The sequence below is a fragment of the Sediminimonas qiaohouensis DSM 21189 genome, assembly GCF_000423645.1.
GTDB lineage: Bacteria > Pseudomonadota > Alphaproteobacteria > Rhodobacterales > Rhodobacteraceae > Sediminimonas > Sediminimonas qiaohouensis.
This window is the reverse complement of the sequence record NZ_AUIJ01000017.1, coordinates 1-24,720: the sequence shown is the minus strand read 5'-3', so window position 1 is coordinate 24,720 and position 24,720 is coordinate 1. Positions and strand designations below refer to the sequence as shown.

General features: G+C 64.5%; 23 protein-coding genes. 8 read left to right on the top strand and 15 right to left on the bottom strand.

Annotated features, from left to right (window positions below; genetic code table 11):
- Positions 1-151: 151 nt before the first annotated feature.
- The 11 genes from G568_RS0113295 to G568_RS0113245 all read right to left on the bottom strand — a co-directional run bounded on the left by G568_RS0113295 (position 152) and on the right by G568_RS0113245 (position 10,207).
- Positions 152-1,192 carry an NADP-dependent oxidoreductase gene (locus tag G568_RS0113295; RefSeq protein ID WP_026758505.1) on the bottom strand — a complete coding sequence of 347 codons (1,041 nt, stop codon included), beginning with the start codon at positions 1,190-1,192 and terminating at the stop codon, positions 152-154.
- A gap of 30 nt (positions 1,193-1,222) precedes the next feature.
- The gene (locus G568_RS0113290; RefSeq protein ID WP_026758504.1) at positions 1,223-1,633 is read right to left on the bottom strand and encodes a PaaI family thioesterase; all 411 of its coding nucleotides are present in this window, start codon (positions 1,631-1,633) and stop codon (positions 1,223-1,225) included.
- Between the two features lie 10 nt (positions 1,634-1,643).
- Positions 1,644-2,678, bottom strand: a complete 1,035-nt coding sequence (locus tag G568_RS0113285) for a phosphotransferase family protein (RefSeq protein ID WP_026758503.1) — start codon at positions 2,676-2,678, stop codon at positions 1,644-1,646.
- Between the two features lie 10 nt (positions 2,679-2,688).
- Positions 2,689-3,354 carry a histidine phosphatase family protein gene (locus tag G568_RS0113280; protein WP_026758502.1) on the bottom strand — a complete coding sequence of 222 codons (666 nt, stop codon included), beginning with the start codon at positions 3,352-3,354 and terminating at the stop codon, positions 2,689-2,691.
- Between the two features lie 2 nt (positions 3,355-3,356).
- Complete coding sequence (locus G568_RS0113275) at positions 3,357-4,340, bottom strand: NAD(P)H-dependent flavin oxidoreductase (RefSeq protein WP_026758501.1); 984 nt, start codon at positions 4,338-4,340, stop codon at positions 3,357-3,359.
- An 82-nt stretch (positions 4,341-4,422) separates the two neighbouring features.
- Entirely contained in the window at positions 4,423-5,625 is a 1,203-nt protein-coding gene (locus G568_RS0113270) for an acetyl-CoA C-acyltransferase (protein WP_026758500.1), read from the bottom strand.
- Between the two features lie 20 nt (positions 5,626-5,645).
- Complete coding sequence (locus G568_RS0113265) at positions 5,646-6,575, bottom strand: SDR family NAD(P)-dependent oxidoreductase (RefSeq protein WP_026758499.1); 930 nt, start codon at positions 6,573-6,575, stop codon at positions 5,646-5,648.
- Entirely contained in the window at positions 6,572-7,042 is a 471-nt protein-coding gene (locus G568_RS0113260; RefSeq protein WP_026758498.1) for a MaoC family dehydratase, read from the bottom strand. Before G568_RS0113260 ends, G568_RS0113265 begins: the two co-directional genes overlap by 4 nt.
- A gap of 3 nt (positions 7,043-7,045) precedes the next feature.
- Positions 7,046-7,864, bottom strand: coding sequence for an SDR family NAD(P)-dependent oxidoreductase (locus tag G568_RS0113255; protein WP_026758497.1), 819 nt, complete (start codon positions 7,862-7,864; stop codon positions 7,046-7,048).
- A 22-nt stretch (positions 7,865-7,886) separates the two neighbouring features.
- Positions 7,887-9,020, bottom strand: coding sequence for an acyl-CoA dehydrogenase family protein (locus G568_RS0113250; RefSeq protein WP_026758496.1), 1,134 nt, complete (start codon positions 9,018-9,020; stop codon positions 7,887-7,889).
- A gap of 8 nt (positions 9,021-9,028) precedes the next feature.
- The gene (locus G568_RS0113245) at positions 9,029-10,207 is read right to left on the bottom strand and encodes an acyl-CoA dehydrogenase family protein (RefSeq protein ID WP_026758495.1); all 1,179 of its coding nucleotides are present in this window, start codon (positions 10,205-10,207) and stop codon (positions 9,029-9,031) included.
- Between the two features lie 126 nt (positions 10,208-10,333).
- Between G568_RS0113245 and G568_RS0113240 the strand changes: the two genes are divergently transcribed.
- The 5 genes from G568_RS0113240 to G568_RS0113220 all read left to right on the top strand — a co-directional run bounded on the left by G568_RS0113240 (position 10,334) and on the right by G568_RS0113220 (position 15,362).
- Complete coding sequence (locus tag G568_RS0113240) at positions 10,334-11,569, top strand: branched-chain amino acid ABC transporter substrate-binding protein (RefSeq protein WP_026758494.1); 1,236 nt, start codon at positions 10,334-10,336, stop codon at positions 11,567-11,569.
- A 97-nt stretch (positions 11,570-11,666) separates the two neighbouring features.
- A complete protein-coding gene (locus G568_RS0113235; RefSeq protein WP_026758493.1) occupies positions 11,667-12,599 on the top strand; it encodes a branched-chain amino acid ABC transporter permease in 933 nt (310 codons plus the stop codon).
- Positions 12,596-13,882, top strand: a complete 1,287-nt coding sequence (locus G568_RS0113230) for a branched-chain amino acid ABC transporter permease (protein ID WP_245582948.1) — start codon at positions 12,596-12,598, stop codon at positions 13,880-13,882. Before G568_RS0113235 ends, G568_RS0113230 begins: the two co-directional genes overlap by 4 nt.
- The gene (locus G568_RS0113225) at positions 13,879-14,658 is read left to right on the top strand and encodes an ABC transporter ATP-binding protein (protein ID WP_026758491.1); all 780 of its coding nucleotides are present in this window, start codon (positions 13,879-13,881) and stop codon (positions 14,656-14,658) included. Before G568_RS0113230 ends, G568_RS0113225 begins: the two co-directional genes overlap by 4 nt.
- Positions 14,655-15,362: an ABC transporter ATP-binding protein gene (locus G568_RS0113220; protein ID WP_245582947.1), complete on the top strand. Its 708-nt coding sequence runs from the start codon at positions 14,655-14,657 to the stop codon at positions 15,360-15,362. Before G568_RS0113225 ends, G568_RS0113220 begins: the two co-directional genes overlap by 4 nt.
- Before the next feature lie 376 nt (positions 15,363-15,738).
- On the opposite strand, the gene G568_RS0113215 is transcribed toward G568_RS0113220, so the two are convergent.
- Positions 15,739-16,707: an NADPH:quinone oxidoreductase family protein gene (locus G568_RS0113215; RefSeq protein ID WP_026758489.1), complete on the bottom strand. Its 969-nt coding sequence runs from the start codon at positions 16,705-16,707 to the stop codon at positions 15,739-15,741.
- Between the two features lie 241 nt (positions 16,708-16,948).
- Between G568_RS0113215 and G568_RS0113210 the strand changes: the two genes are divergently transcribed.
- The gene (locus tag G568_RS0113210; RefSeq protein WP_026758488.1) at positions 16,949-18,580 is read left to right on the top strand and encodes a long-chain fatty acid--CoA ligase; all 1,632 of its coding nucleotides are present in this window, start codon (positions 16,949-16,951) and stop codon (positions 18,578-18,580) included.
- A gap of 494 nt (positions 18,581-19,074) precedes the next feature.
- Here G568_RS0113210 and G568_RS0113205 read toward each other — a convergent pair whose 3' ends face one another.
- From G568_RS0113205 to G568_RS0113195, 3 genes are read right to left on the bottom strand one after another with little or no spacing between them, the layout of a single operon-like run.
- The gene (locus G568_RS0113205) at positions 19,075-19,899 is read right to left on the bottom strand and encodes an IclR family transcriptional regulator (RefSeq protein WP_026758487.1); all 825 of its coding nucleotides are present in this window, start codon (positions 19,897-19,899) and stop codon (positions 19,075-19,077) included.
- Between the two features lie 34 nt (positions 19,900-19,933).
- Positions 19,934-21,613 (bottom strand): long-chain-fatty-acid--CoA ligase, encoded by a 1,680-nt coding sequence (locus G568_RS0113200; protein ID WP_026758486.1) that lies wholly within the window; start codon positions 21,611-21,613, stop codon positions 19,934-19,936.
- Entirely contained in the window at positions 21,613-22,392 is a 780-nt protein-coding gene (locus G568_RS0113195) for an SDR family NAD(P)-dependent oxidoreductase (protein ID WP_026758485.1), read from the bottom strand. Before G568_RS0113195 ends, G568_RS0113200 begins: the two co-directional genes overlap by 1 nt.
- Before the next feature lie 213 nt (positions 22,393-22,605).
- Between G568_RS0113195 and G568_RS0113190 the strand changes: the two genes are divergently transcribed.
- Together G568_RS0113190 and fba are read left to right on the top strand one after the other, a co-directional pair.
- The gene (locus G568_RS0113190; RefSeq protein WP_026758484.1) at positions 22,606-23,583 is read left to right on the top strand and encodes a class 1 fructose-bisphosphatase; all 978 of its coding nucleotides are present in this window, start codon (positions 22,606-22,608) and stop codon (positions 23,581-23,583) included.
- A gap of 90 nt (positions 23,584-23,673) precedes the next feature.
- On the top strand, positions 23,674-24,720 hold a 1,047-nt coding region (gene fba / locus G568_RS0113185; protein WP_026758483.1), incomplete at its 3' end, for a class II fructose-bisphosphate aldolase.

Here is a 24,720-nt window from a genome sequence, read left to right as displayed (position 1 = left end):
ATGCCGTGTGGCGGGGGGGGCTGCGGCGAAAAATCGCTCCAGTGGGGGTGCGCTACGCGCCTTGAACCCGCGCGGACCTCTCAAGGCCATAGATTGCAAACGCCCGGCAGCGGGGCCGGGCATTTGGGAAGTTTTGGTTGCTTGGTGGGGGTCAGGTGATCTTTACGATCTGCTTGCCGAAGTTGCGGCCCTTGAGCATTCCCATGAACGCCTCGGGCGCGTTTTCCAGGCCCTCGGCGATGTCTTCCTGAATGCCGATTTCGCCCGCGGCGACCTTGGGGCCGATTTCCGACAGGAACCTGGGGTAGTGGTCGAACTGATCGGAGATGATGAAGCCGTGCACGTGCAGGCGGTTCACGAGGATGGTGCGCCACAGCTTGGGCAGGTTGTCCTTGTCGCCGCTGGCATTGGCGCCCAGGCCGCCGGCGTTGTACCAGCTTATCATGCCACAGACGGGAATGCGCCCGCCAACGTTCATCAGCGGCAGCACGCCCTCAAGAACCTTGCCGCCGACATTTTCGAAATAGATGTCGATGCCATCGGGGCAGGCCTTGGCCAGCGCGTCGCGCATTTTCTTGCCGTCCGCGTAGGCGCGGTGATCGAGGCAGGCGTCGAAGCCGAACTTGTCGGTCGCCAGCGCGCATTTCTCGGGGCCGCCCGCGATGCCGACCACGCGGCAGCCGCGCGCCTTGGCCACTTGTCCGACCATCGAGCCGACCGGGCCGGTGGCTGCCGCTACGACGACGGTTTCGCCCTTTTTCGGCTTGCCGTATTCGGTCAGGCCGAACCAGCCGGTAAAGCCCGGCATGCCCAGCACGCCAAGGGCGGCGGTAAGGGGGCCGTGCGCGGGATCCAGCTTGCGCAACTCGCGCGCGGGCAGGCAGCCGTGGCTGGCCCAGCCGAACATGCCGAACGCGTAGTCGCCCGGGGCGAAGGCATCGGATTTCGACGCGATCACCTCGCCCACGGCGCCGCCTTCCATGGTGCCGCCCACGGGCACCGGGGTGGCGTAGGATTTGGCGTCGTCCATACGCCCCCGCATGTAAGGGTCTAGTGACATGTAGTGCACCTTGACCAGGACTTCGCCATCGGCGGGATCGGGCACTGGGATGTCCTCGAGGCGGAAATCCTCGGGCACCGGCTCTCCGTCGGGGCGGCGGGCCAGGGCGATCCGTTGCATCGTGTCGGTCATGTCGTTTCCTTTCCTGTTTCGGTCTCGTTGTCACGCCCGGTAGCGGAAGACGCCCGTGCCGGTTGCGATGACGGTTCCGTGCTCATCGGTGATCTTGCCATCGGCGAAGAAGGTCTTGCGCCCGCCGCCGGTGCGGTGCCCTTCTGCGAGTAGGGTGCCGCCGCGCGCCTGCCCAAGGTAGTTGACGTTGAGCGACAGCGTCATCGCAAGGCGCGGCGCATCCTTGTCGCCGGTGTAGCAGCCGGCGAACCCCATGGCGGAATCCAGCATCGCGGCGTGCACGCCGCCGTGGGGGATACCGTAGCGGTTCATCAATGCGGGGGTGAGGGGCAACTCAAGTCGGCAGTAATCCGTGCTCCAGGCCGCGAAGGAAAAGCCGAGGTGACTTTGGAACGGGTAAGGCGCCTCGACGATATCGGGATCAAGCTCGGGCGTGGTCATGGGTGCCTCTTCATACCGTCTTGGCCGCTTTCAGGCCGGCCTCTGCAAAGCGGGGCACGAAACTGCCGAGTTTGCGGGCGCGGTCCGGGTTCGAGGCGTTGCCATCAAGCGCGCGTTTCAGGACGCCTTGCAGGATGCCGCCCATGCGGAAGAACGCAAAGGCGAGGTAGAAGCCGAAGCCGTCGATGCCGGGGATCCCGCGCCGGGCGCAGTAGGCTTCGATAAATTCCTGGTCGGTCATCAGGCCCTCGGCGGCGCGATCGACACCGGCAAGGCCGCGCCCCTCGGCGCCGGGCGGCATCGCCCACTGCATGAGGACGGCGGCCAGGTCGGCATAGGGGTGACCGGTGGTCGAAAGTTCCCAATCCAGCACGGCGGCGCAGTGGGGGCCGTCGTGGGAAAATAGCATGTTGTCGATGCGGTAATCGCCATGGACCAGCGTGCGCTGTCCGTCATCGGCGGGCACGTTGGCGTCAAGCCAGGTGATCAGCTCTTCCATCGCCTCGATATGCTGTGTCTCGCTGGCGCGATATTGCTTGGTCCAGCGGTCGATCTGGCGGCGGTAGTAGTTGCCGCCCGGCCCGTAATCATCAAGCCCCGTGGTGACCAGATCGACATCGTGAATGGCGCACAGCACGCGGTTCATCTCGTCCATGATGGGGCGGCGATCGGGCAGGGGCAGATCGGGTAGGCGCGGATCGTCGAAATGACGGCCCGGCACCTCGTCCATGACGTAGAAGGCCGAGCCGATCACGCTGTCATCCTCGCACAGGATGTGCATGCGCGGCACCGGAACGCCGGTGTCATAGAGGGCCTTTTGCACGCGGAATTCGCGGTCGACCGCGTGCGCGGATTTCAAAAGCACCCCCGGCGGTTTGCGCCGCAGCACGTAGCGGCCCGAGGGGGTTATCATCCGGTAGGTGGGGTTGGATTGGCCGACCTCGAACTTCTCGGCCTCGATGGGGCCGGAAAAGCCGGGCATGTTCCGCTGCAGCCAGTCGGCCACCGCGTTGGTATCAAGCTGGGCAGAGGTGCTATTGGTCATGGCGTGCCCTTCAACTGTATGTGAGCAACGCGTCGGTGTTCGACGCGTCGATATGCGGGGTTTCATTGAAGCCGTGCAGGTAGAAGCTGCGCGGGGAGTGGACGAACCGGTTCACCGCGCAGTTTTTCATTTGCAGTTGCAGGCGGATCTGCTGTTCGGGCGGCGCACCGAGCGCGGCGGCAAGCATCTGGCCGATGGCGCCACCCGAACTGATGGCGAGCACATCGCCGCCATCACAGGCCATGGCGCGGCGGGCATCCTCGACCCGGGCGGTGAACTCTGCCCATGTCTCGGGCGGGTTTGGTACCTCGTCTCGTTGCCAGGCAAGGACGGTGTCGCGCAGGGTGCGGAAATGCGTCTTGCGGTCGCCGTGCAGGTTGTCGGGCGGCGTGCCGCCGCGGAAACGCGCATCGAGCAGCGCCTTGAAGTCGAACTCATTAAGGCCCGGGTGCACCTGCGCGGCGCGCGGGGGGGCGCCCATGCCATCGAGGATACCCTCAAGGGTTTCGCGGTGGCGCCGCTGTGCGCCGGTGAACAGCGCCTCGGGCCGCACCCCTTGCCGCGCCAGCGCCCGGCCAAGCGCGCGGGATTGTTCGTGCCCGGTGTCCGACAGAACGTCGTAATCGGCCGCCCCGAAAGAGGCCTGCGCGTGGCGGATGAGAAACAGCGTGCCCATGCTCACCCCCGTCCGATCAGCTTGGCCGTCTCGTCCTTGGCGGCGTCGTATTCGCGCGCGAGGCGCTCAACGAGATCGGCGGCGGGGGTTATTTCGTGCACGGCGCCGACGCCCTGACCGGCGCCCCAGATTTCCTTCCACGATTTGGGTTTTTGCCGGCTTTCGCCGAAGTTCATCGCCGATGGATCGGAGTCGGGCAGGTTGTCGGGATCAAGGCCGGCGCGGCTGATCGAGGGTTTGAGGTAGTTGCCGTGCACCCCGGTAAACAGCGAGGAATAAACGATATCCTCGGCCCCGGCATCGACGATCATCTGCTTGTATTCGGGTTGGGCGTTGGCTTCATCGGTGGCGATGAAGGGCGATCCGACATAGCCCAGGTCGGCGCCCATGACCTGCGCCGCCAGAAGGGCGCGGCCGGTGGCGATGGACCCGGACAACAGGAGCGGACCATCGAACCATTCGCGGATTTCCTGCACCAGTGCGAAGGGCGATTGCGATCCGGCATGCCCGCCAGCCCCGGCAGCCACCGCGATCAAACCATCGGCGCCCTTCTCGATCGCCTTGCGGGCGAAGCGGTTGTTGATGATGTCGTGCAGGGCGATGCCGCCGCACTCGTGGGCGGCGGCATTGACCTCGGTGCGCGCGCCAAGCGAGGTGATCCAGATCGGCACGCGCCACTTGTGGCAAATCTCAAGGTCGCGATCCAGCCGCGCGTTGGAGCGGTGCACGATCTGGTTGACCGCGAAGGGCGCGGCGGGGCTGTCGGGGTTGGCCTGATTGTGCCGGTCGAGCTCTTCAGTAATGCGCGTGAGCCATGCCTCGAGCATGATCGGCTCACCCTCGGCCTCGCGGGCATTGAGCGCGGGGAATGACCCGACGATCCCGGCCTTGCATTGGGCGATTACCAGATCGGGGTTCGAGATGATGAACAGTGGCGAGCCCACGGCGGGAATGCGCAGGTTCTGCAATTGTCTGGGTAGGGTCATCGGGTCTTCCGTTCGGGTTGGACGTGGCGAGCCGCGCCCGCCGCCGCGCAAGGCGAGGGCGGGCGCGGAGAATTGGCAGGGATCACAGCACTTCGAACAGGCCTGCCGCGCCCATGCCGCCGCCCACGCACATGGTGCAGACCACGTAGCGCGCGCCGCGGCGCTTGCCCTCAATGAGGGCGTGACCGACCATGCGGGCACCCGACATGCCATAGGGGTGGCCGACCGAGATCGCGCCGCCATCGACGTTCAGTAGCTCGTTCGGGATGCCCAGCTTGTCGCGGCAATAGAGAACCTGCACGGCGAAGGCCTCGTTGAGTTCCCACAGGCCGATATCGTCCATGCCCAGCCCGTGCTTTTCCAGCAGCTTGGGCACCGCGAACACCGGGCCGATGCCCATTTCATCGGGCTCGCACCCCGACGCCATCATGCCCACGTAGCGCCCCAGCGGTTGCAGGCCGCGGCGCTCGGCCTCCTGGGCCTCCATAACGACGGAGGCGGAGGCGCCATCGGACAATTGCGAGGCGTTGCCGGCGGTGATGAAGCCGCCTTCGGCAATCTCTAGTCCGCCCTTGTGCACCGGCTGCAACGATTGCAGGCCCTCCAGCGTGGTCGAGGGGCGGTTGCCCTCGTCGTGCTCGAGTGTCACTTCGCGGCGGCTGATTTCCTTCGTCTCGCGGTCCTGCACCAGCATGGTGGTGGGCAGCGGCACGATCTCGGTGTCAAAGCGCCCGGCCTCTTGCGCGGCGGCGGTGCGCTGTTGCGATTGCAGGGCGTATTCGTCCTGGGCATCGCGGCCGACGCCATAGCGCTGCGCCACCATTTCGGCGGTTTCCAACATCGACATATACAGCGCCGGCTTGTGCTCCTTGATCCATGGGTCGGCAAGGCGGTCGGTGCGCATCTTGTCGTTCTGCACGAGGCTGATGGATTCCACGCCGCCGCCAATGGCAACATCCATGCCGTCATGGATGACCTGCTTGGCAGCGGTGGCGATGGCCATCATGCCCGAGGCGCATTGCCGGTCCAGCGACATGCCCGCCACCGATACGGGCAGGCCGGCGCGGATGACGCCCTGCCGGGCGATGTTGCTCCCGGTCGAGCCCTGCTGCAGTGCCGCGCCGACGATGCAATCTTCGACGTCGTGGCCCTCAAGCCCGGCGCGGTCCACGGCGTGGCGGATGGCGTGGCCGATCAGCTCTTGCGCCGGGGTGTCGTTGAAGGCACCGCGATAGGCCTTGCCGATCGGGGTGCGGGCGGTTGATACGATGACGGCGTCACGCATTGGTCTGATCCTTCCTGAGTTCAATCTTGCCACGGCTGCGGCAGGCCACGGGCCTCGGCCGCCATTCGGGCATATTTTCGGGTCTGGGCAAAGGCGTTTTCCACCTGCGCCTGCCCTGACGGGTCGCGGATGCGGTCCATGGCCGCCAGCACGCCTTCGGGACTGAGCTCGCTGCCCTGCAAGGCGACGCCGGCGGTCTCGTAGACCTTGGTCTCGGCAAAGCAACCCGCGCCCGCCCCCAGTATCATTTGGGTCGGGGCGGCGTCACTGACCAGGGCCAAGAGGCCCGGCGTGATCGTATCGGGCGCGAGCAGATCCAGCGCCTCGGGCGGGAGCAGGTTTTCGGTCATCCGGGTGGCGGCGGTAGGGGCCAGCGTGTTGACGCGGATGTCGTGCCTTGCGCCCTCTTGTGCCAGCACGTTCATCAAGCCCAGCATCGCCGCCTTGGCCGCGCCGTAGTTGGATTGCCCAAAATTGCCGTAAAGGCCGCTGGCGGAGGTGGTGAACGCGATGCGGCCATAGCCGCGCTCGATCATGTGGGGCCAGAGCGCGTGGGTGCAGTTGACGGTGCCCATCAGGTGCACGTCGAGCACGGTGAGGAAATCGGCCAGCGACATCTTGGCAAATGTCTTGTCGCGCAAGATGCCGGCGTTGTTCACCAGGATATCAACGTGGCCAAACTCGGCGATGGCGTCATTGACCATCTGCTGCACTTGGCCGGTGTCGGTGACGTTGGCGCCGTTCGCGATTGCGCGGCCGCCTTGCGCGCGGATATGCTCTGCCACGGTGCGCGCGGCGTCCGAGCTACCGCCGGTGCCATCGGTGTCGGCGCCTAGGTCGTTGACGACCACATGTGCGCCGCGTCTAGCAAGGCCAAGCGCGTGGCTACGGCCCAGCCCAACACCGGCGCCGGTCACGATGGCGACGCGGCCCTTGAAATCGACGGTCATTTTTCGCCTCCGAAATATCTGCGGCCCAGCCAGCGCGCGACGAGCGCGGGTTTGTCGGTGCCCTCAATCTCGACCTCAACGTCGAGGGTTGTCTGCACCTCGTCCGGGCCCGGCTCGTCGAACGCGGCGAGGGTGAAGTGCCCGCGCACGCGCGCGTTCACCATGACCGGACTGACGAAGCGAACCCGGTCAAAGCCGTAGTTCACGCCCATGGTGACTCCCTCCATCGTGGGCACTGCATCGTAGACCATCGCCGACAGCAGCGACAGCGTTAGAAACCCATGCGCGATGGTGCCGCCAAACGGCGTTTGTGCGGCTGCGGCGGGATCGACATGGATGAACTGGTGGTCGTGGGTGATGTCGGCAAAGCCGTCGATCATAGACTGGTCCACGGTGAACCAGCGCGACGAGCCAAGCGATTGCCCCACGCGGGCGGCCATGTCGGCGCGGGTGATGGTTTCGGGCATGGCCTACAGATCCTCGTTGAAGAGGTTGCCGGGCGCGTTCGACTGCATGCCCCCCGACAGCGGCAGGATCGCGCCCGACACGTAGGCACCGCCGCGCCCGCACAGGTAGAGAAGCGCCCCGGCGATATCCTCGGGCTGGCCGACGCGGCCAAGGGGCACGCCCTTGGCGGCCTTGTCCTGGCCTTCCTCGGTGCCGATGGCGAAGGCCGTCATGTTCGACACGAAAGGCCCCGGCGCGATGGCGTTGACGGTGATCCCCTCGGGCGCCAGATCGTTCGACAGGACGCGCGTCAGGTGGTGCACCGCGCCCTTGGAGGTGGCGTAGGAATAGGTCATCGTGCCCTTGGGAATGTCCCCCATGACGCTGCCGACGTTGACGACGCGCGCCGGATCGCCCGGGGCGCTGGCGGCGCGTAAGAGCGGCAGCAGCGTCTGCGTGAGGTGGAACATGCCGGTGACGTTGACCGACAGCAGCTTTTCCCACGCCTTGTAGGGGTGCTGCCCCAGCGGATCGCCCCATGTGCGGCCGGCGTTGTTCATCAGGATATGAAGCTTGTCGGTGCGCGCCGCGACCTCGGCGGCGAGGGCCTCCACCCCCTCTTCGGTGCCGACGTCGCCGCCGAACCCTTCGGCCTTGCCCTTGAGGCCCAGTGCGTTCAGCTCTTGCGCGACGGCCTCGCAGGCGTCGGCCTTGCGGCTGGCGATCAGGACGCGGGCGCCAGCGCCCATCAGCCCCTCGGCGGCCATGCGGCCAATGCCGGTGGCCCCGCCCGTTACCAGTGCGACCTTGCCGGTCAGATCAAACAGCGTTTCCGGTGTCATTTTCATCTTGGTGTATCCTCCCTCAGAATCCGCGTGCGGCGGCGACGCGCGCGGCGTGGTAGCCGTAATCGCCCAGCCATTCCGCCCCGACGCGGGCGCGTTTCATGTAAAACCCGGCATCGTGATCGTCGGTCATGCCGATACCGCCATGCATCTGTACGCCCTCTCGCACCGCCAGATTGGCGGTATGTGTGGCACGCGCCTTGGCCAAAGACACCGCCAACGTTGCGTCATCCGGTGTTTCATCCAGCACCCGGCCCGCGTTGGCGATCGCCGAGGCGGTGACCTCGATCTCGGCCCACAGGTGCGCGGCGCGGTGTTGCAGGGCCTGGAAGCTGCCGATGGTGCGGTCGAACTGGCGGCGTTCCTTGAGATAGCCCAGTGTCATGTCCGTGACCCCGGTGGCCAGCCCGGTCAATTCCGCCGCCAGCGCGGCCTGACCGGCATCAAGCGCGGGGCGCAGCAGGTGCATGGCATTGTCGGTCTCGCCCAGCAGGTCATCGCCGGTGGCCTCGACCCCGTTGAACTCAAGGCGCGCATGATCGCGCGCGTCCACGGTATCAAGGCGGGCGCGGGTCAGGCCGGCGCGATCAGTGTCGATGTCGAACAGGCTAAGGCCCGCCGCCTCGCCGGGGATGCCGCCCGTGCGTGCCAGCACAAGCACCCTTGTGGCGCTGGCGCCATCCGCGACAAATGTCTTGGACCCCGACAGGCGGTATCCGTTGCCCGCGGGTTCGGCGCGAAGTGCGCATTGTTCGGGGGCGTGTTTGGCTGCTTCGTCGATCGCCAGGGCGTATGTCTCATCGCCCGCGGCGATGTGCGACAGGGCGTCATTGGCGCGGTCCGATGCGGCGCTGCGCAGGGCCGTGGCCGCGATCACGGCCGAGGACAGGAACGGCGAGGCGGTCAGGGTAACGCCCATTTCCTGTGCCAGGATACCGGCGGCGCGGTGGCCCATGTCGGCGCCGCCCAAGGGTTCGGGGATCAGGACGCCGGCCCAGCCCATCTGCGCCATTTCCCGCCATAGGCCGGGGTCGTGGGGTCGACCGGCATCGCGGTTGGTGCGCAGGGCCGAAACCGGCGCGGCGCTGTCCAGAAATCCACGCGCGGCGTCGCGCAGCATGACCTCTTCTTCAGTGTCCAGAAGGCTTGTCATTGTTGTCCTCATGCGCTTGGCAATTCAAGTACCCGCTTGGCGATGATGTCGAGCATCACCTCGGATGTGCCGCCTTCGATCGAATTGGCCTTGGTGCGCAGCCATTCCGGCGCCAGCGCCCCGTGCGCCCCGTCCCATTCCAGCGCACCGCTGCCGGCGGCGGACATCAGCAGCTCGTAGCGGCGCTTGTTCAATTCGGTGCCGTAGTATTTCAACATCGCGCTGGCATTGCCGACGCCGCCGCCCGCCTCGGCGTGGTCCTTGTAGCGCTCCATCGTCATGGCGAAGGCGAGGGTGTCCACCTCGGCCGCCATCGCCTCGGCGCGAATCACGGGATCGCTCAGGACGTTGTCGTCGAGACCATCGAGGAACGCGCCCAGGGACCGGCCGCCAAGTAGCCCGCGCGCCCCGCCGCCGATCATTTCGCGCTCGTGCGTGAGTAGGTATTTCGCGATGTCCCAGCCGCGATTCACCTCGCCCACGAGGTTTTCCTTGGGCACCTTGACGTTGTCGAAGAACGTCTCGCAGAAGGGCGATTTGCCCGAAATCAGGCGGATCGGACGGGTGGTGATGCCGGGGGTTTCCATGTCCATCAGCAGGAATGAAATGCCCTTATGCTTGGGCGCGTCGCGGTCAGTGCGCACCAGCGCAAAGATCCAATCGGCGCGATCGGCGTAGGAGGTCCAGACCTTTTGCCCGTTGACGAGGTAATGATCGCCCATGTCCTCGGCCCGGGTTTGCACATTGGCCAGGTCGCTGCCGGCTCCGGGCTCGGAATAGCCCTGGCACCAGCGGATTTCGCCGCGCGTGATGGGCGGCAGGTGCTGCGCCTTCTGCGTCTCGTTGCCAAAGGCCATAAGCGCGGGGCCCAGCATCCACAAGCCAAAGCTCTCCAATGGTGGAGGCGCGCCGAGGCGGGACATTTCCTCGCGCAGGATCTTTTCCTGCTCGCGCGTCATGCCGCCGCCGCCATACTCGGTTGGCCAACGCGGTGCGGTCAGGCCCTTTGCAATGGCGCGGTCCAGCCAGATGCGTTGATCATCGTCGCGAAACGTCCACCGCCGGCCGCCCCAGACGATGCTGTCTTCGCTCATGGGTTGATCGCGCAGGCCTTCGGGGCAATTGGCGATGATCCATTCGCAAATTTCGCGTCGGAACTGCGCGGGATCTATGGCTGCGTCAGGCATGGCGTCTCCGGTATTTCGCTTTGCGGAATAGTATTTCACAACTCTTGACATGCAAGCAATATCATCTTTTCATCCGGGTCAAGGAGGGCGTGCCGGCTTGGCCGCTTTTCGATACGGGAGGAAAAAATGAAACTAGTGAAATCCGCTGCACTCGCGGCAGCAATGGGATTCGCCGCAATGGGCGCATCCGCAGAAACCGTCAAAATCGCGTTTATCGATCCGCTTTCGGGGCCTTTCGGGCCGTCGGGCGATGCGGGGTTCAAGCAATGGTCGCATGCCGTGTCCGAGGTGAACGAGGCCGGCGGCATGAACGGTGCCGACTTGGAAATGGTGCCGTTCGACAACAAGGTCAGCCCCAAGGAATCGCTCGTGCAGCTTCAAAAGGCGATCGACCGCGGCATTCGGTTCATCGCGCAGGGCAACGGCTCTTCGGTGGCGTCGGCGATCATCGACGCGGTCAACAAGCATAACAAGCGTAACCCCGGCGACGAGATCCTGTTCCTGAACTATGCCGCGGTGGACCCGGCGTTCACGAACGAGAAATGCTCGTTCTGGCATTTCCGTTTCGACAGCCACGTGGACATGAAGATGTCCGCCGCGACCGACTGGATCGCCGAGCGCGACGAAATCGAGAAGGTCTATGTCATCGGGCAGGACTACTCGTTCGGCAAGGCCGTGGCATCCGCCGCCGTCGGGCAGCTGGAGGAGAAGCGCCCCGATATCGAGATCGTGGGCAACGAATTGCACCCGTTGGGCCGGGTCAAGGACTTCACCCCGTACATCCAGAAGATCATCAGCTCGGATGCCGATGCCGTCATCACCGGGAACTGGGGCGCGGACATGGTCCTGCTGGTCAAGGCCGCGATCGATTCCGGCCTCGAGGCGCCGATCTTGACGTATTATGGCGGCTCGCTCGGGGCGGCGACGGCTATGGGCGAGGCTGCAGTCGGGCAGGTGATGCAAATCTCGGAATTCGTGGAAAACTATCCCACGACCGACGAGCAGATCGCGCGTATCGAGGATTTCGAGGAAACCTACTCAGAGAACGACTACTACTATCATCGGGCCTATAACGCGGTGCATTTCCTCGATATGGCGGCCGAAAAGGCCGGGAGCAACGATCCGGTGGATATCGCCTTTGCCATGGAGGGGATGACCTATGAAGGCCCCTACGGCACGGTGACGATGCGCGCCGAGGATCACCAGGTGTTACAGGACCTGTTCGTTTCGACCTTCTCGGCGGATGTCGAGCGCGATGTCGAGGATACCGGCCTTGGCTGGACGGCAAGCGACGAGGCCCGCATCCCGGCCAGCGCAACCGCTCCGCCGACGAGCTGCGAGATGGAGCGGCCGTCGCGCTGATCTGTCGGCACGTCTGAGCGGGCGGCTTCGGCCGCCCGTTTCCTCCCGCGCAGTTTTGGGTGCAGAGGTGCGGAACCCCTTCTGAAAAGAGGTCCTGATGGAAACGATCGTATTCTCGCTCCTGAACGGGGTGATTTACGGGCTGCTGCTGTTCATGTTGTCCAGCGGCCTGACGCTTATCTTCAGCATGATGGGCGTGCTGAACTTCGCGCATGCCAGTTTTTACATGCTGGGGGCGTACTTCGCATATTCGATTGCGGGGGTCACGAACTTCTGGATCGCGTTGATCCTGGCGCCCGTTCTGGTGGGGCTGGTTGGCGCCGCGGTCGAGAAATGGGGCCTGCGAAGCGTGCATGCCAATGGCCACGTGGCGGAGCTGTTGTTCACCTTCGGGCTGGCCTACCTGATCGACGAGGTGGTCAAGATCATCTGGGGCCGCAACGCGGTGGATTACCGCGTGCCCGAGTTGCTGGATTTCCCGATGTTCGAGCTGTTCGGGGCGCAGTACCCGGCTTACCGCGTGTTCATCCTGCTTGTGTCAGTCGGCATGCTGGCGGCACTCTGGTTTATCCTCAACCGGACACGTGCGGGGCTTATCATCCAGGCGGCGCTGACGCATCCGCACATGGTGGGGCACCTGGGGCATAACGTGCCGCGCATCTTCATGTCGGTGTTTGGCGCGGGTTGTGCACTGGCTGGTCTGGCCGGCGTCATTGGCGGCAATTACCTGGTGACGGACCCGGCAATGGCCGTTCAGATGGGTCCGATCGTTTTCGTCGTGGTCGTCGTCGGCGGCCTTGGGAGCCTGACCGGCGCCTTTCTTGCCGCGATGCTGCTGGGGCTGATGCAGACCTTTGCCGTTGGCATCGACGCCTCATTTGCCGATATCTTCGGCTGGCTTGGCCTGAGTGCAACCTCGGAGTTGGGAGGTATCACGATCGCGTCGCTGGCGCCGATGATCCCGTTCCTGATGCTGGTGCTGATCTTGATGGTGCGCCCGCGAGGCCTGATGGGGGATCGTGAGCTGTGAGTGATAATTCAATGCAAAGCAATTCGGTGCAAAGCTATGAGCACCTGGCCCCCTCGCGGGCGGTGAAAATCCGTCAGCGGTTCGTGCCATTCGTTGTCATGGCTGTCGTGCTGCTGCTGATCCCGTTCTTCGATCCGTCGCGCACGATGTATTCGCTGACGGCGGCGATGGGGATCAACATCGTCTTCGCGCTGTCTTACAACATGCTGCTGGGGCGCGGCGGGCTGCTGTCCTTTGGCCATGCGGTGTATTTCGGCCTCGGAGGGTATGCGGCCCTGCATGCCATGAATGCCATCGACGCGGGCAACTCAGCGTTCTGGAGCAACTACCCCGTTTTCATGCTGCCGGTCGTCGGCTTTGCCATCGGGGCGCTGGCGGGGGCGGTTATCGGCTGGCCGTCTTGCAAGCGCTCGGGCGTGCCGTTCGCGATGATCTCGCTCGGCGTGGCCGAGTTGGTGGCGGCGGCGGGCTATATGTTCGGGTCGATCTTTGGCGGCGAAATGGGCGTGACGGGCGACCGGATGGTTGGGCCGCAGGCGTTTGGCCTGTCGATGGGGCCGGTCGAGGATGTCTATTGGTTCATCGCGTTCTGGACGTTCGTCGGCACCCTTGGCATCTACGCCTTCACCCGCACGCCGCTTGGCAAGATGTCAGAGGCGACGCGCGACAACCCCGAGCGGGTGCAATTTGTCGGTTATGACCCGAACCGCGTGCGGTACCTGGTGTTCATCTTCGCGGGGGCGTTTGCAGGGCTCGCGGGTGGCATGTCGGCGGTGAACTACGAGATATTCACCCCTGAATCCCTGTCGCTGGTGCCGTCGGGACTGGTGCTGCTGATGGCGTATATCGGGGGGATTCGGTATTTCACCGGGCCGATCATGGGGGCGATCCTGCTGACTTACATGCAATCGATGCTGTCGGATTATTCCGAGGCATGGTTGCTGTATCTGGGTCTGCTGTTCATCGCCATCGTGATGTATGCCCCCGGCGGTGTTGCCGGGATGGTGTTTGGCCTGTTGGAGATTTTCCGCCACGGCGGCGCCCGCGAGATGCTGATCCGGCGGGTGCAGCAGGCTGTTGGCGTCGCGCTGGCGTTTACCGGGCTTGTCATCCTGATCGAGGTCGCCGTGCGCTGGTCCAATGGTTATGGCGAAGTGTTCGAGCCGTTCGGTTTGCATCTGGGAATCGATACGCCGCTGAGCTGGATCCTGATCCTTGGGTTCTTCGGGGCCGGGTTTGTCACGCTGCGGCTGGCCCGCAACAATGAGGAGGGCCACGCATGAGCACGCCCGCGCTTTCAATCAAGGGCCTCAAGAAGAACTTTGGCCCCGCCGAGATCATCTGTGGCGTCGATCTGGACCTGGAGCCGGGTGAGCGGCACGCCATCATCGGCCCGAACGGTGCGGGCAAGTCCACGTTGTTCAACCTGATATCGGGGCTGTATCACCCGACAGAGGGCAGCGTGAAACTCAAGGGCGAAGAGATCACCGGCCTGCCGCCGCATGTGATCAACCGTATGGGCCTGTCGCGCAGTTTCCAGGTGTCCAACATTTTCGCCAACATGACCGTGCGCGAGAACGTGCGCTGCGGCGTGCTCTATTCGCTTGGGCATGGCTACAGCTTTTGGCGCAACGTGGGGAACCTGCGCGAGGTGCAGCAGAAGACCGGCGAGGTGCTGGAGCGGGTCGGCCTTCTGGACAAGGCGCATTTGCCCGCGGCCCTGCTGCCTTATGCCGATCAGCGCACGCTCGAGATCGCCATTACGATCGCGGGGGGCGCCGATGTTGTCTTGCTGGACGAGCCGACGGCGGGGATGAGCCATTCGGAAACCGACAGGGCCGTGGCCCTGATCGAGCAGGCGACAGCGGGCAAGACCCTGATCATCGTCGAGCATGACATGGGCGTCGTTTTCAACCTTGCCGACCGTATTTCGGTTCTGGTGTATGGCCAGATCATTGCTACCGGCACGCCCGAGGAAATCCGCGGCGATCCCCGTGTGCGCGAGGCGTATCTGGGCGACGAGGACGAACAGCAGGTACTGGCGGGAGGTGCGCAATGACCGAACCGATGCTGACGGTGAAGGACCTGCATGCCTTTTACGGCAAGAGCCACGTCCTGCGCGGTGTACACATGGAAATCATGCCGGGCGAGGTTATCGCGCTCTTGGGGCGCAACGGCGTGGGGCGGTCGACCACCGCCAAGGCGATCATGGGCGAGGTGCCGCCCAAGGGCGAGATCACCTTCAAGGGGCAGCGTATCGATGGGCTGGAGAGCTACCGCATCGCGCATCTGGGTTTGGGCTATGTGCCTGAAAGCCGGGATATCTTTCCCATGATGACGGTGCGCGAGAACCTGATCCTAGGGATCAAAGACATGAAAAAGCCCGGCCGCTGGACCATCGAGGAGATGCTCGAGATGTTCCCCAACCTCAAGGAGCGGGCGGATAACCTTGCCGGTGTACTGTCGGGCGGGGAAAAGCAGATGCTGACCATGTGCCGCACCTTGATGGGGAACCCGGACCTGATCATCATCGACGAGCCGACCGAGGGGTTGGCGCCCAAGATCGTGCAGCAGGTCGGCGACATGATCGCTGATATCGCGCGCGCGGGGGTGGCGATCCTGCTGGTCGAGCAGAAGCTGTCGATCGCCCTGCGCATCGCCGCGCGGGTGTATGTCATGGGCCACGGCGAGATCGTCTACGAGGGCACCCCCGAGGACTTCAAGACCCGCGCCGATATCCGCAAGGAGTGGTTGGAGGTCTGAACGCCCGCCGGCCCCGTGATAGCAAAACGCGCGTCCCGGTCGGTGCGCGCGTTCTCATTCGGTCGGCTGTGGTTCGTTGTCAAATGGTGCGTTCGATCAGGTTCTCGCGTTGCCCAATGAAAATACTGCCTGCTACGCAGGGTGGGGCGAAACAAGATGGCCTTGAGCGGACATTGCACAACCGGCTTGGAAGCCGCGCATCGCCGTGCCGGGGGAGCGGCCCGGCGATGCGCGGCGGCGCTACGCGCCTCTATTCCGCGCATTGGTGCCATGCCCCAACGGCAGCAACCAGGCCATCATGCCCCCGCATTCGTGACGGGCAAACTCATTAAGATTGCAACTTGTACCGCGTAGGAAACACTCGAGCGTGCCGCGATCAATCTGGGATCAGCACGATCTTGCCAACCGCCCCGCGGTTGAGGATACGCTCAAGCACCTGCGCGGCCTCGGCAAGCGGATAGCGCCCCTCGATCAGCGGGCGCACCTTGCCCGCCTGGTACCATTGCAGCAGCTCCGCCATGTTGTCCGCGTAGGCTTGCGGCTCAAACCGGGTGAAATTCCCCCAGAACACGCCGATCACCGCGTATTCCTTCACCAGCGCAAGGTTCACGGGGAACCTCGGGATATCGCCGCTTGCGAACCCGACGACCAACAACCGTCCGCCGCGCGCCATGGCCCGCGCGCAAGCGTCAAAGGCCGCGCCGCCCACGGTATCGAACACCACGTCGGCGCCTCGGCCATCGGTCAGCCCCTTGATCTCGGTCTTCAGGTCGTCATAGCCGATCGCCTCGTCGGCGCCGTTGTCGCGTGCCAATTGGCGCTTTTCATCGCTTGATGCCACGGCGATCACGCGCGCGCCCATGAGCTTGCCGATTTGGATCGCCGCGATCCCGGTTGCCCCCGCCGCGCCCAGCACGACAAGCGTCTCACCCGGTGCAAGCTGCGCCCGCTGCTTGAGCGCGTGATGCGATGTGCCAAACGCCACCAGAAGCGCACAGGCATCTGCCGCATCCATATCCCCAATCGGGAAAACCCGGCCCTCCTCGCTCAGCACCTTCTCGGCGTAGCCACCGAGCGAACAGATCGTCGCCACCCTGTCGCCGGGGCGCACGGTGCCTACCTCGGGGCCCACGCTTTCGACAACGCCCGCAGCCTCCATTCCGGGCACAAACGGGTGCTCGGGGCGCATCTGGTACAACCCCTGCACCAACAGCCCGTCAGGGTAGTTCACGCCGGATGCCTCGACCCGGATCACGACCTGCCGCCCACTTGGCGCGGGGTCGTCCATGTCCCCGTATACCAGTTGATCCAACGACGCGAATTCATTGCAGATAATTGCCTTCATGGGGGTCTCCGTTTTGCTGCCATCAGCCTAGGTGCACGGCCCGCCTGGGGCAACAGAAACAGGGGATTCCGTGACGTCTGGGCACCCCCTCGCCCGCATCGCGGAACATTGCGGGCCACGCACGCGGCAGGCGTGATTCTGACGCGGCGGAAAACCGGCATAAGGGGTGAATTTGACTTGGGAAATCGTCCCTCAGCGGCTAAGTTCGCGCCAAGCGAAGACACGATAATGGGAGGGGATCATGCAAGGCATGATGATGCATCGACCGCTGCGGATCAGCGATATTCTAAGCTACGCGGCAGAGGTTCATCCCACGGGGGAAATCGTCTCGGCCCGGACCGAAGGCGACATTCACCGCCAGACATACCCCCAAACGCTTTCGCGGGTATCGCAACTGGCCCACGCCCTGCGCGCGCGGGGGATCGGAATGGGGGACCGTGTCGCCACGCTGGCATGGAACGGCTATCGCCACTTCGAGCTGTATTACGCCGTCTCAGGTATCGGCGCGGTTTGCCACACTATCAACCCGCGCCTGTCGGCCGAGCAACTGATCTACATCGTGAACCACGCGGAAGACCGGATGATCTTTGTCGACACCACCTTCGTGCCGATCCTCGAGGCGGTGAAGGATCACCTGCCGTCCGACATGACCTACGTGGTCATGACCGACCGCGCGCATATGCCCGAAAACAGCCTTGATGCGCTCTGCTACGAAGAATTGCTCGATGGTCAGCCGACCGAGATGGACTGGCCAGAATTCCCCGAGGATACCGCCGCCGGCCTGTGCTATACCTCGGGCACCACCGGCAACCCGAAAGGCGCGCTTTATACGCACCGCTCGACCGTGCTGCACGCGCTGATGATCGCGCTGGTCCAAGGGTCGGTCTTTGAGGAAGGCGTCAAGGTGCTGCCGGTCGTGCCGCTGTTTCACGTAAACGCTTGGGGCCTTCCCTATTCCGCACCGCTGATCGGGCTGACGCTGGTCATGCCGGGGCCGGCGCTGGACGGGCCCAGCTTGTTCAAGCTGATGGATCAGGAAGGGGTTTATTCGGCCTGGGGCGTGCCAACCGTCTGGCTGGGCCTGCTGGCCGAAATCAAGGAGCAGGGCCGCCTGCCCAACGGCTTTGGCGACGTGGTCGTCGGCGGCTCGGCCGCTCCGCGCAGCATGATCGAGACATTTGAAAAGCACGGGGTCAATGTCGGCCACGCCTGGGGCATGACGGAAATGAGCCCCATAGGCACCCACGGCAACATGCCGCCGGACGTGCAGGCGCTTCCGTTCGATCAGATGATCGACATGAAGTCCAAGCAGGGCCGCCGCGCCTTTGGCGTGGACCTCAAGATCGTGGACGATGATGGCAATCGCCTGCCCCATGACGGGCAGGCCGTGGGCGAGCTGTATGTGCGCGGCAATACCATCGTTTCGGGCTACTATCACAACGACGACGCCACCGAAAAGGCGATGGACGCCGAGGGCTGGTTCGGCACCGGCGACATCGCCTCGATCACACCCAATGGCATTCTGTCGATCCAGGACCGCTCGAAGGACCTGATCAAGTCGGGCGGCGAATGGATCAGCTCGATCGACCTTGAAAACGCGGCCATGTCGCACCCGGCTATCGCCAGCTGCGCTGCCATCGCGATGCCCCACCCCAAGTGGGACGAACGACCGGTTCTGGTCGCCGTTGCGGCGGGCGAGGAACGCCCCGGCCTCGAAGAGATGCATGCCCACATGGCCGAGCATTTCGCCAAGTGGCAGCTTCCCGATGATCTGGTCTGGGTTGACGACCTACCGCTCACCGCGACGGGCAAGGTGTCCAAGCTGACCCTGCGCCAGCAGTTCGCCGATTATACCCTGCCCGATCTGCGTTAGAGGTGGCATGCGCGACCCTGGGTGCGCAGCATCGATTTTCGGAGTGACGGCAGGGCCCCGCGCCGCATACGGTTGTGGCCTGGAGAGGACCTTCGGGCGAGCAGATGAGGAGCCGCGCATTGTTGGGCCGCGGTGCAGCGATCCTACGCTGGTGCGCTGGCGCTTTATTCCCGCCAAATCCGAAGAACCTTAGTGCGTTGCGCCCAGCCCAGCCAAATCGCCGTGCCGTCACGCCAGAGGCGTGCCGATTATAGGCGGCGCCCCTTTGGGACGACGGGCGGCACGGCGATGCGCGGCGCCCTGCGGGCGCTATTCCGCGCGGGGCGCTATATCGAACGGCAGCAACAGGCCAAAACCGGAAGGGACGCGGAACCCTTTGGCCGGGTGGCGAACACTGGAGTGTGTTGCATCGGACCGGATTAGCCCGCCCGCCGCGCCCACCCGTGCGGGTGTGTGCCCGGCCTTGAAGCGTTTCCAATTGAACGCGGTGCGCTTTAGGCCCCGGTGCGTTTGACCGCCGCGACCATTTCCAGAAGGCGGGGGCCAAGTTCTTCTTCCAGCCGCTCGCGCGGCAGGATGTAGGCCGGACCGCCCAAGTTGAACGCAAGCATCGGTGCGTCCCCTTGGGGGGACCGGTAGGGCACCGATACCGCGTTCACGTCCGATTGCCATTTACCGATACTTGCGTAGAAACCGCGCGTGCGGATCTGCTCGGCGGCGTCCGCGATCTCGTCTCTGATGCGGGGCCAATCCTCGGGCGGGGTGGCCTCTTCTAGCCGCTCCATGATCTGGGCGCGTTCGGTTTCGGGGGCACCGGCGATATAGGCACGCCCCATGGCCGAGCGCTTGAGCGATATGCGCGAGCCGACGCTGAGTTGTAACGAGATCATGCTGCGCGCCGCGCGGGCGCAGGCGATGTAGGTCATCGCCAGGTCGTCGCGCCCGCCAAGCGCGACAAGCACGCCATCGCCGCTATTGTCGGCAAGCTGTTGCATCAGCGGTTGCGCGGTTTCGCGCACCTTGAGCCCGCCAAGGCATGCGTACCCAAGGCCCAGAACGGGCACGCCCATCCGGTAGCGCCCGGTATCGTCGTCATAGACCAGGTAGCCCAGCTTCATCAGGGTGTAGGTGAGCCGTGAAACCGTCGAGTTGGGCAAGCCCGTTCGCCCGGCCAGTTCGCGGTTGCCCAACCCCGCCTTGTCCGATGGCCGGTAGGCGCGCAACAGCTCAAGACCGCGGTGCAATGCGGTGACGAACTGCCGGTCGCCACTGTCCTTGGCGGTGTCCTCGGCGGTAATTTGTGTGTTTCTTTTTCTCATTGTTCCGATCCTGATACAGGAAAGCGACGTTGCGTCAATTCCCGTGTGCGGCGGCGCGTTCGGCGTCCGCCAGTTGACGCCAGAGTACTTTGCCGGCGCCCGATTTCGGCAGGCTGTCCACGAAGGCCACGGCGCGGGGGCATTTGTAGGCGGCCATTTCGGCGTGGCACCATTCGATGATGTCCTTCTCTGAAACGGTGCCTTGTGCGGCGGGGGAGGGCACGACATAGGCCTTGACGGTTTCGCCGCGGCGTGGGTCTTGCGCCCCGATCACGCAGACCTCGGCGATGTCGGGATTGTGGTGCATCAATGCTTCGACTTCGGCTGGCCACACCTTGAAGCCGGAGGCGTTGATCATCCGCTTGACCCGGTCGACCATGTAGAAATAGCCGTCCTCGTCGTAGTAGCCCAGATCGCCGGTGCGAAAGAAGGCTTTGCCATCAAGCTCGAGAAACGCTTTTTCTGTTTCCTCGGGCCGGTTCCAGTAGCCCAGGAATACCTGCGGTGCGTGGGTGATAATCTCGCCGACCTCACCGGGGCCCAGCTCGTGCCCGTTGTCGGTTGATATGACCCGGCTGTCTACGTCGAAAACGGGAATCCCTAGGCATTGCTGCCGGGGCGCGGTGACAGGGTTGATATGCGTGGCCGCCATGGTTTCGGACAGGCCATAGCCCTCAATATAATCCAGGCCGGTCATGCCGCGCAGGCGTTTGGCGATGGCCTCGGGCATGGCGGCGCCGCCACCGCCGATCGCTTCGAGGCTGGACAGGTCGTAGCTGTCGAAATCGGGGTCGTTCACCAGATCGATCGCCATCGTCGAAATCGACCGCCAGCGCGTTACCCTGTGCCGCGCGATCAGCGCCGCCGCCGTGGCGCGATCCCAGCGGGTCATCACGACGATCGTGCCGCCCACCATGATGGGGCCATTCATGCAGGCCTGCATTCCGGTGACGTGGAAAAGCGGCAGCGTCGCGAGGTTCACGCTGTTTTCGTCTATGGGGTTCCACACCACGCTACCAAGCGCGGTTACCATCACGGTGCGGTGGCTGTGCATGCAGCCCTTCGGTTGTCCCGTGGTGCCGGAGCTGTATGGAATCACGGCCAGGTCATCCGGCCCCGCGCAATGCGGCGCGGGCGCGTGCCCCCCGCTCAGGGCATCCGTCCACCGGATCACGCCGGGCCCGCGCGTGTGCATGTCCGACATGGAATCCAGAGGATCGGGCAAGGGGATATCACGCGCCACATCTGCCATGTCGGCATAGGCGGCGGCGATGACATGGTCCAGTCCGCCCGCCTTGATCAACGGCGTGATGTGGTCCAGCAATTCGCTGCCGGCAAGGGCCACGCGGGCGCCAGTGTCGCGGGCAAGATGCTCCAGCTCGGCATGCCGGTTCATCGGGTTGACCGGGATCACAACCGCATCGGCGCGCAGGATCGCGTAGTAGCCGATGATGAACTGCGGGCTGTTCTGCATATAGAGCAGCACCCTGTCCCCGCGCCTAACGCCCAGGTTTTGCAGGGTGCCTGCCAGTGCCTCGACGCGCGCCAGAAGGTCCGAGTAATTCAATGTCGCGCCATGAAAGATCAACGCCGGGCGTTGCGGATGGCATGCTGCCGTGCGCGCAAGGTTCTCATGGATGCTATGATCCGGAAGGCTCAGGTGATGCGGCACCCCGTCGGGCCAGTGCCGCAAGTGACGGGCTAGCGCAGGCATCAGTATTTCATCCCCGGCAGGTTGAGCGATGCGGTATTGCCCCCATCCACCGGCAGGGCCTGTCCGGTTACAAAGCTGGCGTCGTCGCTGGCGAGAAAGGCGATGGCCGCGGCAATTTCCTCGGGCCGGCCATAGCGGCGCAGCTCGCACCGCGCGCCAAGGCGGTCCTCCTTGCCCGAGGCGCGGGCATAGTCGAATACCTGCTTGGTCATCCCCGTCTCGATCAGGCCGGGACACACTGCGTTGACGCGGATGCCATAGCTGCCCAAATCGCAGGCGGTGGTCATGGTCAGGTTGATCACCCCCGCCTTGGATGCTGAGTAGATGTTGCCCCCGGCGCCCGACCGGATGCCGGCGACGGACGCCGTGTTGACGATGGCCCCGCCATCCCCCTGCTCGATCATCACCGGCGCCACGTGTTTTATGAAATGGGCCACGCCGAACAGGTTCACCCCCATCACGCGCTGCCATTCGCTGCTGTCGATTTCCGTTATGGGCGCGGGCGTGCAGATGATGCCGGCGTTGTTGCACAGCAGGTCGATACGCCCGAACCGTTCCTTCACGGCCGAGACGCAGTCGCGCACCGCGTTTTCATCAGAAACGTCGCAGGCATAAGTCATGTGCGCGCCGCCACCTGCAGGGACCGCCGCGGTCAGCGCATCGGTGTTGATATCCACCAGCGCGACGCGGGCGCCTTCGGCCGCAAGGCGGGCGGCCGTGGCACGGCCGATGCCGCTGGATGCTCCGGTAACGATGGCGACCCTGCCGTCAAATCGCATGTCTCAATACCCTCCCGTTTTGCGGGACGGTTGCACAATCCCGCCCCGGGATCAATATTTCGAAATATTTTTCCGCACGGCGGGATGAGGATGCCTATGCATGCCGATCAAGGCGACTGACATCGCGAGTTTGCACAAAGGCATTCTCTTTACCTGCCGAATCTGAGATAGCAGGCATACCAGATTTCGCGCGCCAGCCTTGAAAGGATGACCATGACATTGCAACGCCCCGTGATCGACAATCCTCGGGTTCCCGCATCGCTGTCCGGGATCATCAACGCGCTCTGCACGGCGGCGATCGAGGTGAACGCGATCATCGGGCGCGGCCCGATGGGGCAGACACTGGGCGCGCAGGTGGGCGAGAATACCGACGGCGACACGCAAAAGGCGCTCGATGTGCAAGCGGACGAGATGTTTGCCGATGCCTTGGCGCAAACCGATGTGCGGTGGTACGCGTCGGAGGAGCAGGATGCTGCGCTCGAGCTCAACAAAGACGGGGCGCACGCGGTGGCGATCGATCCGTTGGATGGCTCTTCGAACATCGATGTAAACGTCTCTATCGGGACGATCTTTTCGATTTTCGACGCCAAAGACGACGCCGAGGCATCGTTCCTGCGCCCCGCATCCGATCAGTTGGCCGGCGGCTACGTGATTTACGGCCCGCATTGCGCCCTGGTGGTGACGTTTGGCGATGGAGCTTTGATGTTCGTGCTGGACCGGGATACCGGCACGTTCGAACTGGCCGATCCGGCGCTCAGCATTCCCGAGCGCACCAGCGAGTTCGCGATCAACGCCTCGAACCAGCGTCACTGGCAGGCGCCGGTGCGCGGTTATATCGATGCCTGCCTCGCCGGGGCCGATGGGCCGCGCGGGCGCGATTTCAACATGCGGTGGGTCGGCTCGCTGGTGGCGGAAACGCACCGCATCCTTAGCCGCGGCGGGGTCTTTCTGTATCCCGGCGATGCGCGCAAGGGATATGCGCAAGGCCGGTTGCGCATGGTTTACGAGTGCGCGCCGATCGCGTTCGTGGCCGAGCAGGCAGGCGGGATGGCCACAGACGGGAAAACCCCGATCATGGCGCAGCGGGCACCGGGCCTGCATGCGCGGATTCCGCTGGTTTTCGGCAGCGCGGAAGAGGTGCGCGAGGTTGCCCAAGCCCATGCCGCCATCGCCGAGCCGTCCGAGGCGTAACGGACACTGGAACTGCGCTGCGCGCCGCGTTATGAAGGGCGCGACAACCCAATGCCGACCTATCGATGCGCGCTGAAAGGATAGCGAGAGATGTCACTAATCACCCTTCGTCAATTGCTGGATGACGCGGCGGAGCACGGGTACGGTGTGCCTGCGTTCAACATCAACGACATGGAGCAGGGTCTTGCGATCTTGCGGGCGGCGGCGGCGGTGGATGCGCCGGTGATCGTGCAGGCCAGCCGCGGGGCGCGCTCCTATGCGGGCGACGTGATGCTGCGGCACATGGTTCAGGCACTGGCCGAGATGCACCCCTCGGTGCCGATCTGCCTGCACCAGGACCACGGCAACAACGAGGCGACGTGTCTTTCGGCCATTCGCCACGGCTTCACCAGCGTGATGATGGATGGCAGCCTCGAGGCGGACATGAAGACGCCAGCGAGCTTTGAGTACAACGTCGACATCACCGCGCGGGTGGCGCAGACGGCGCATTGGGTCGGCGCCAGCGTCGAGGGCGAGCTGGGCGTTCTGGGCAGCCTCGAGACCGGCGAGGCGGCCAAGGAGGACGGCTCGGGCGCCGAGGGCAAGCTTGGCCGCGAGGACCTGCTGACCAACCCCGACCAGGCCGCCGATTTCGTGGCGCGCACGGGGGTGGACGCGCTGGCGATCGCCTGCGGCACCAGCCACGGCGCCTACAAGTTCTCGCGCCGGCCCGACGGCGAGATCCTGGCGATGGACCGCATCGCCGAGATCCACGCCCGCATTCCCGGCGTGCACCTGGTGATGCACGGATCCAGTAGCGTGCCGCAATACCTGCAGGACCTGATCAACGCGCATGGCGGCGAGATGCCCCAGACCTACGGCGTGCCGGTCGAAGAGATCGAGCGCGGCATCGCCTCGGGCGTGCGCAAGGTCAATATCGACACCGATTGCCGCATGGCGATGACCGGGCAGTTCCGCAAAGTGGCCGCCGAAGCCCCGCGCGAGTTCGACCCGCGCAAGTTCATGATCCCCGCGATGGCGGAGCTGGAGGCGCTGTGCCGCGACCGGTTCGAACGCTTCGGCGCCGCCGGCCAGGCCAGCCGCATCAAACCCATCCCCCTCGACGACATGGCCGAGCGATACGCAAAGGGCACGTTG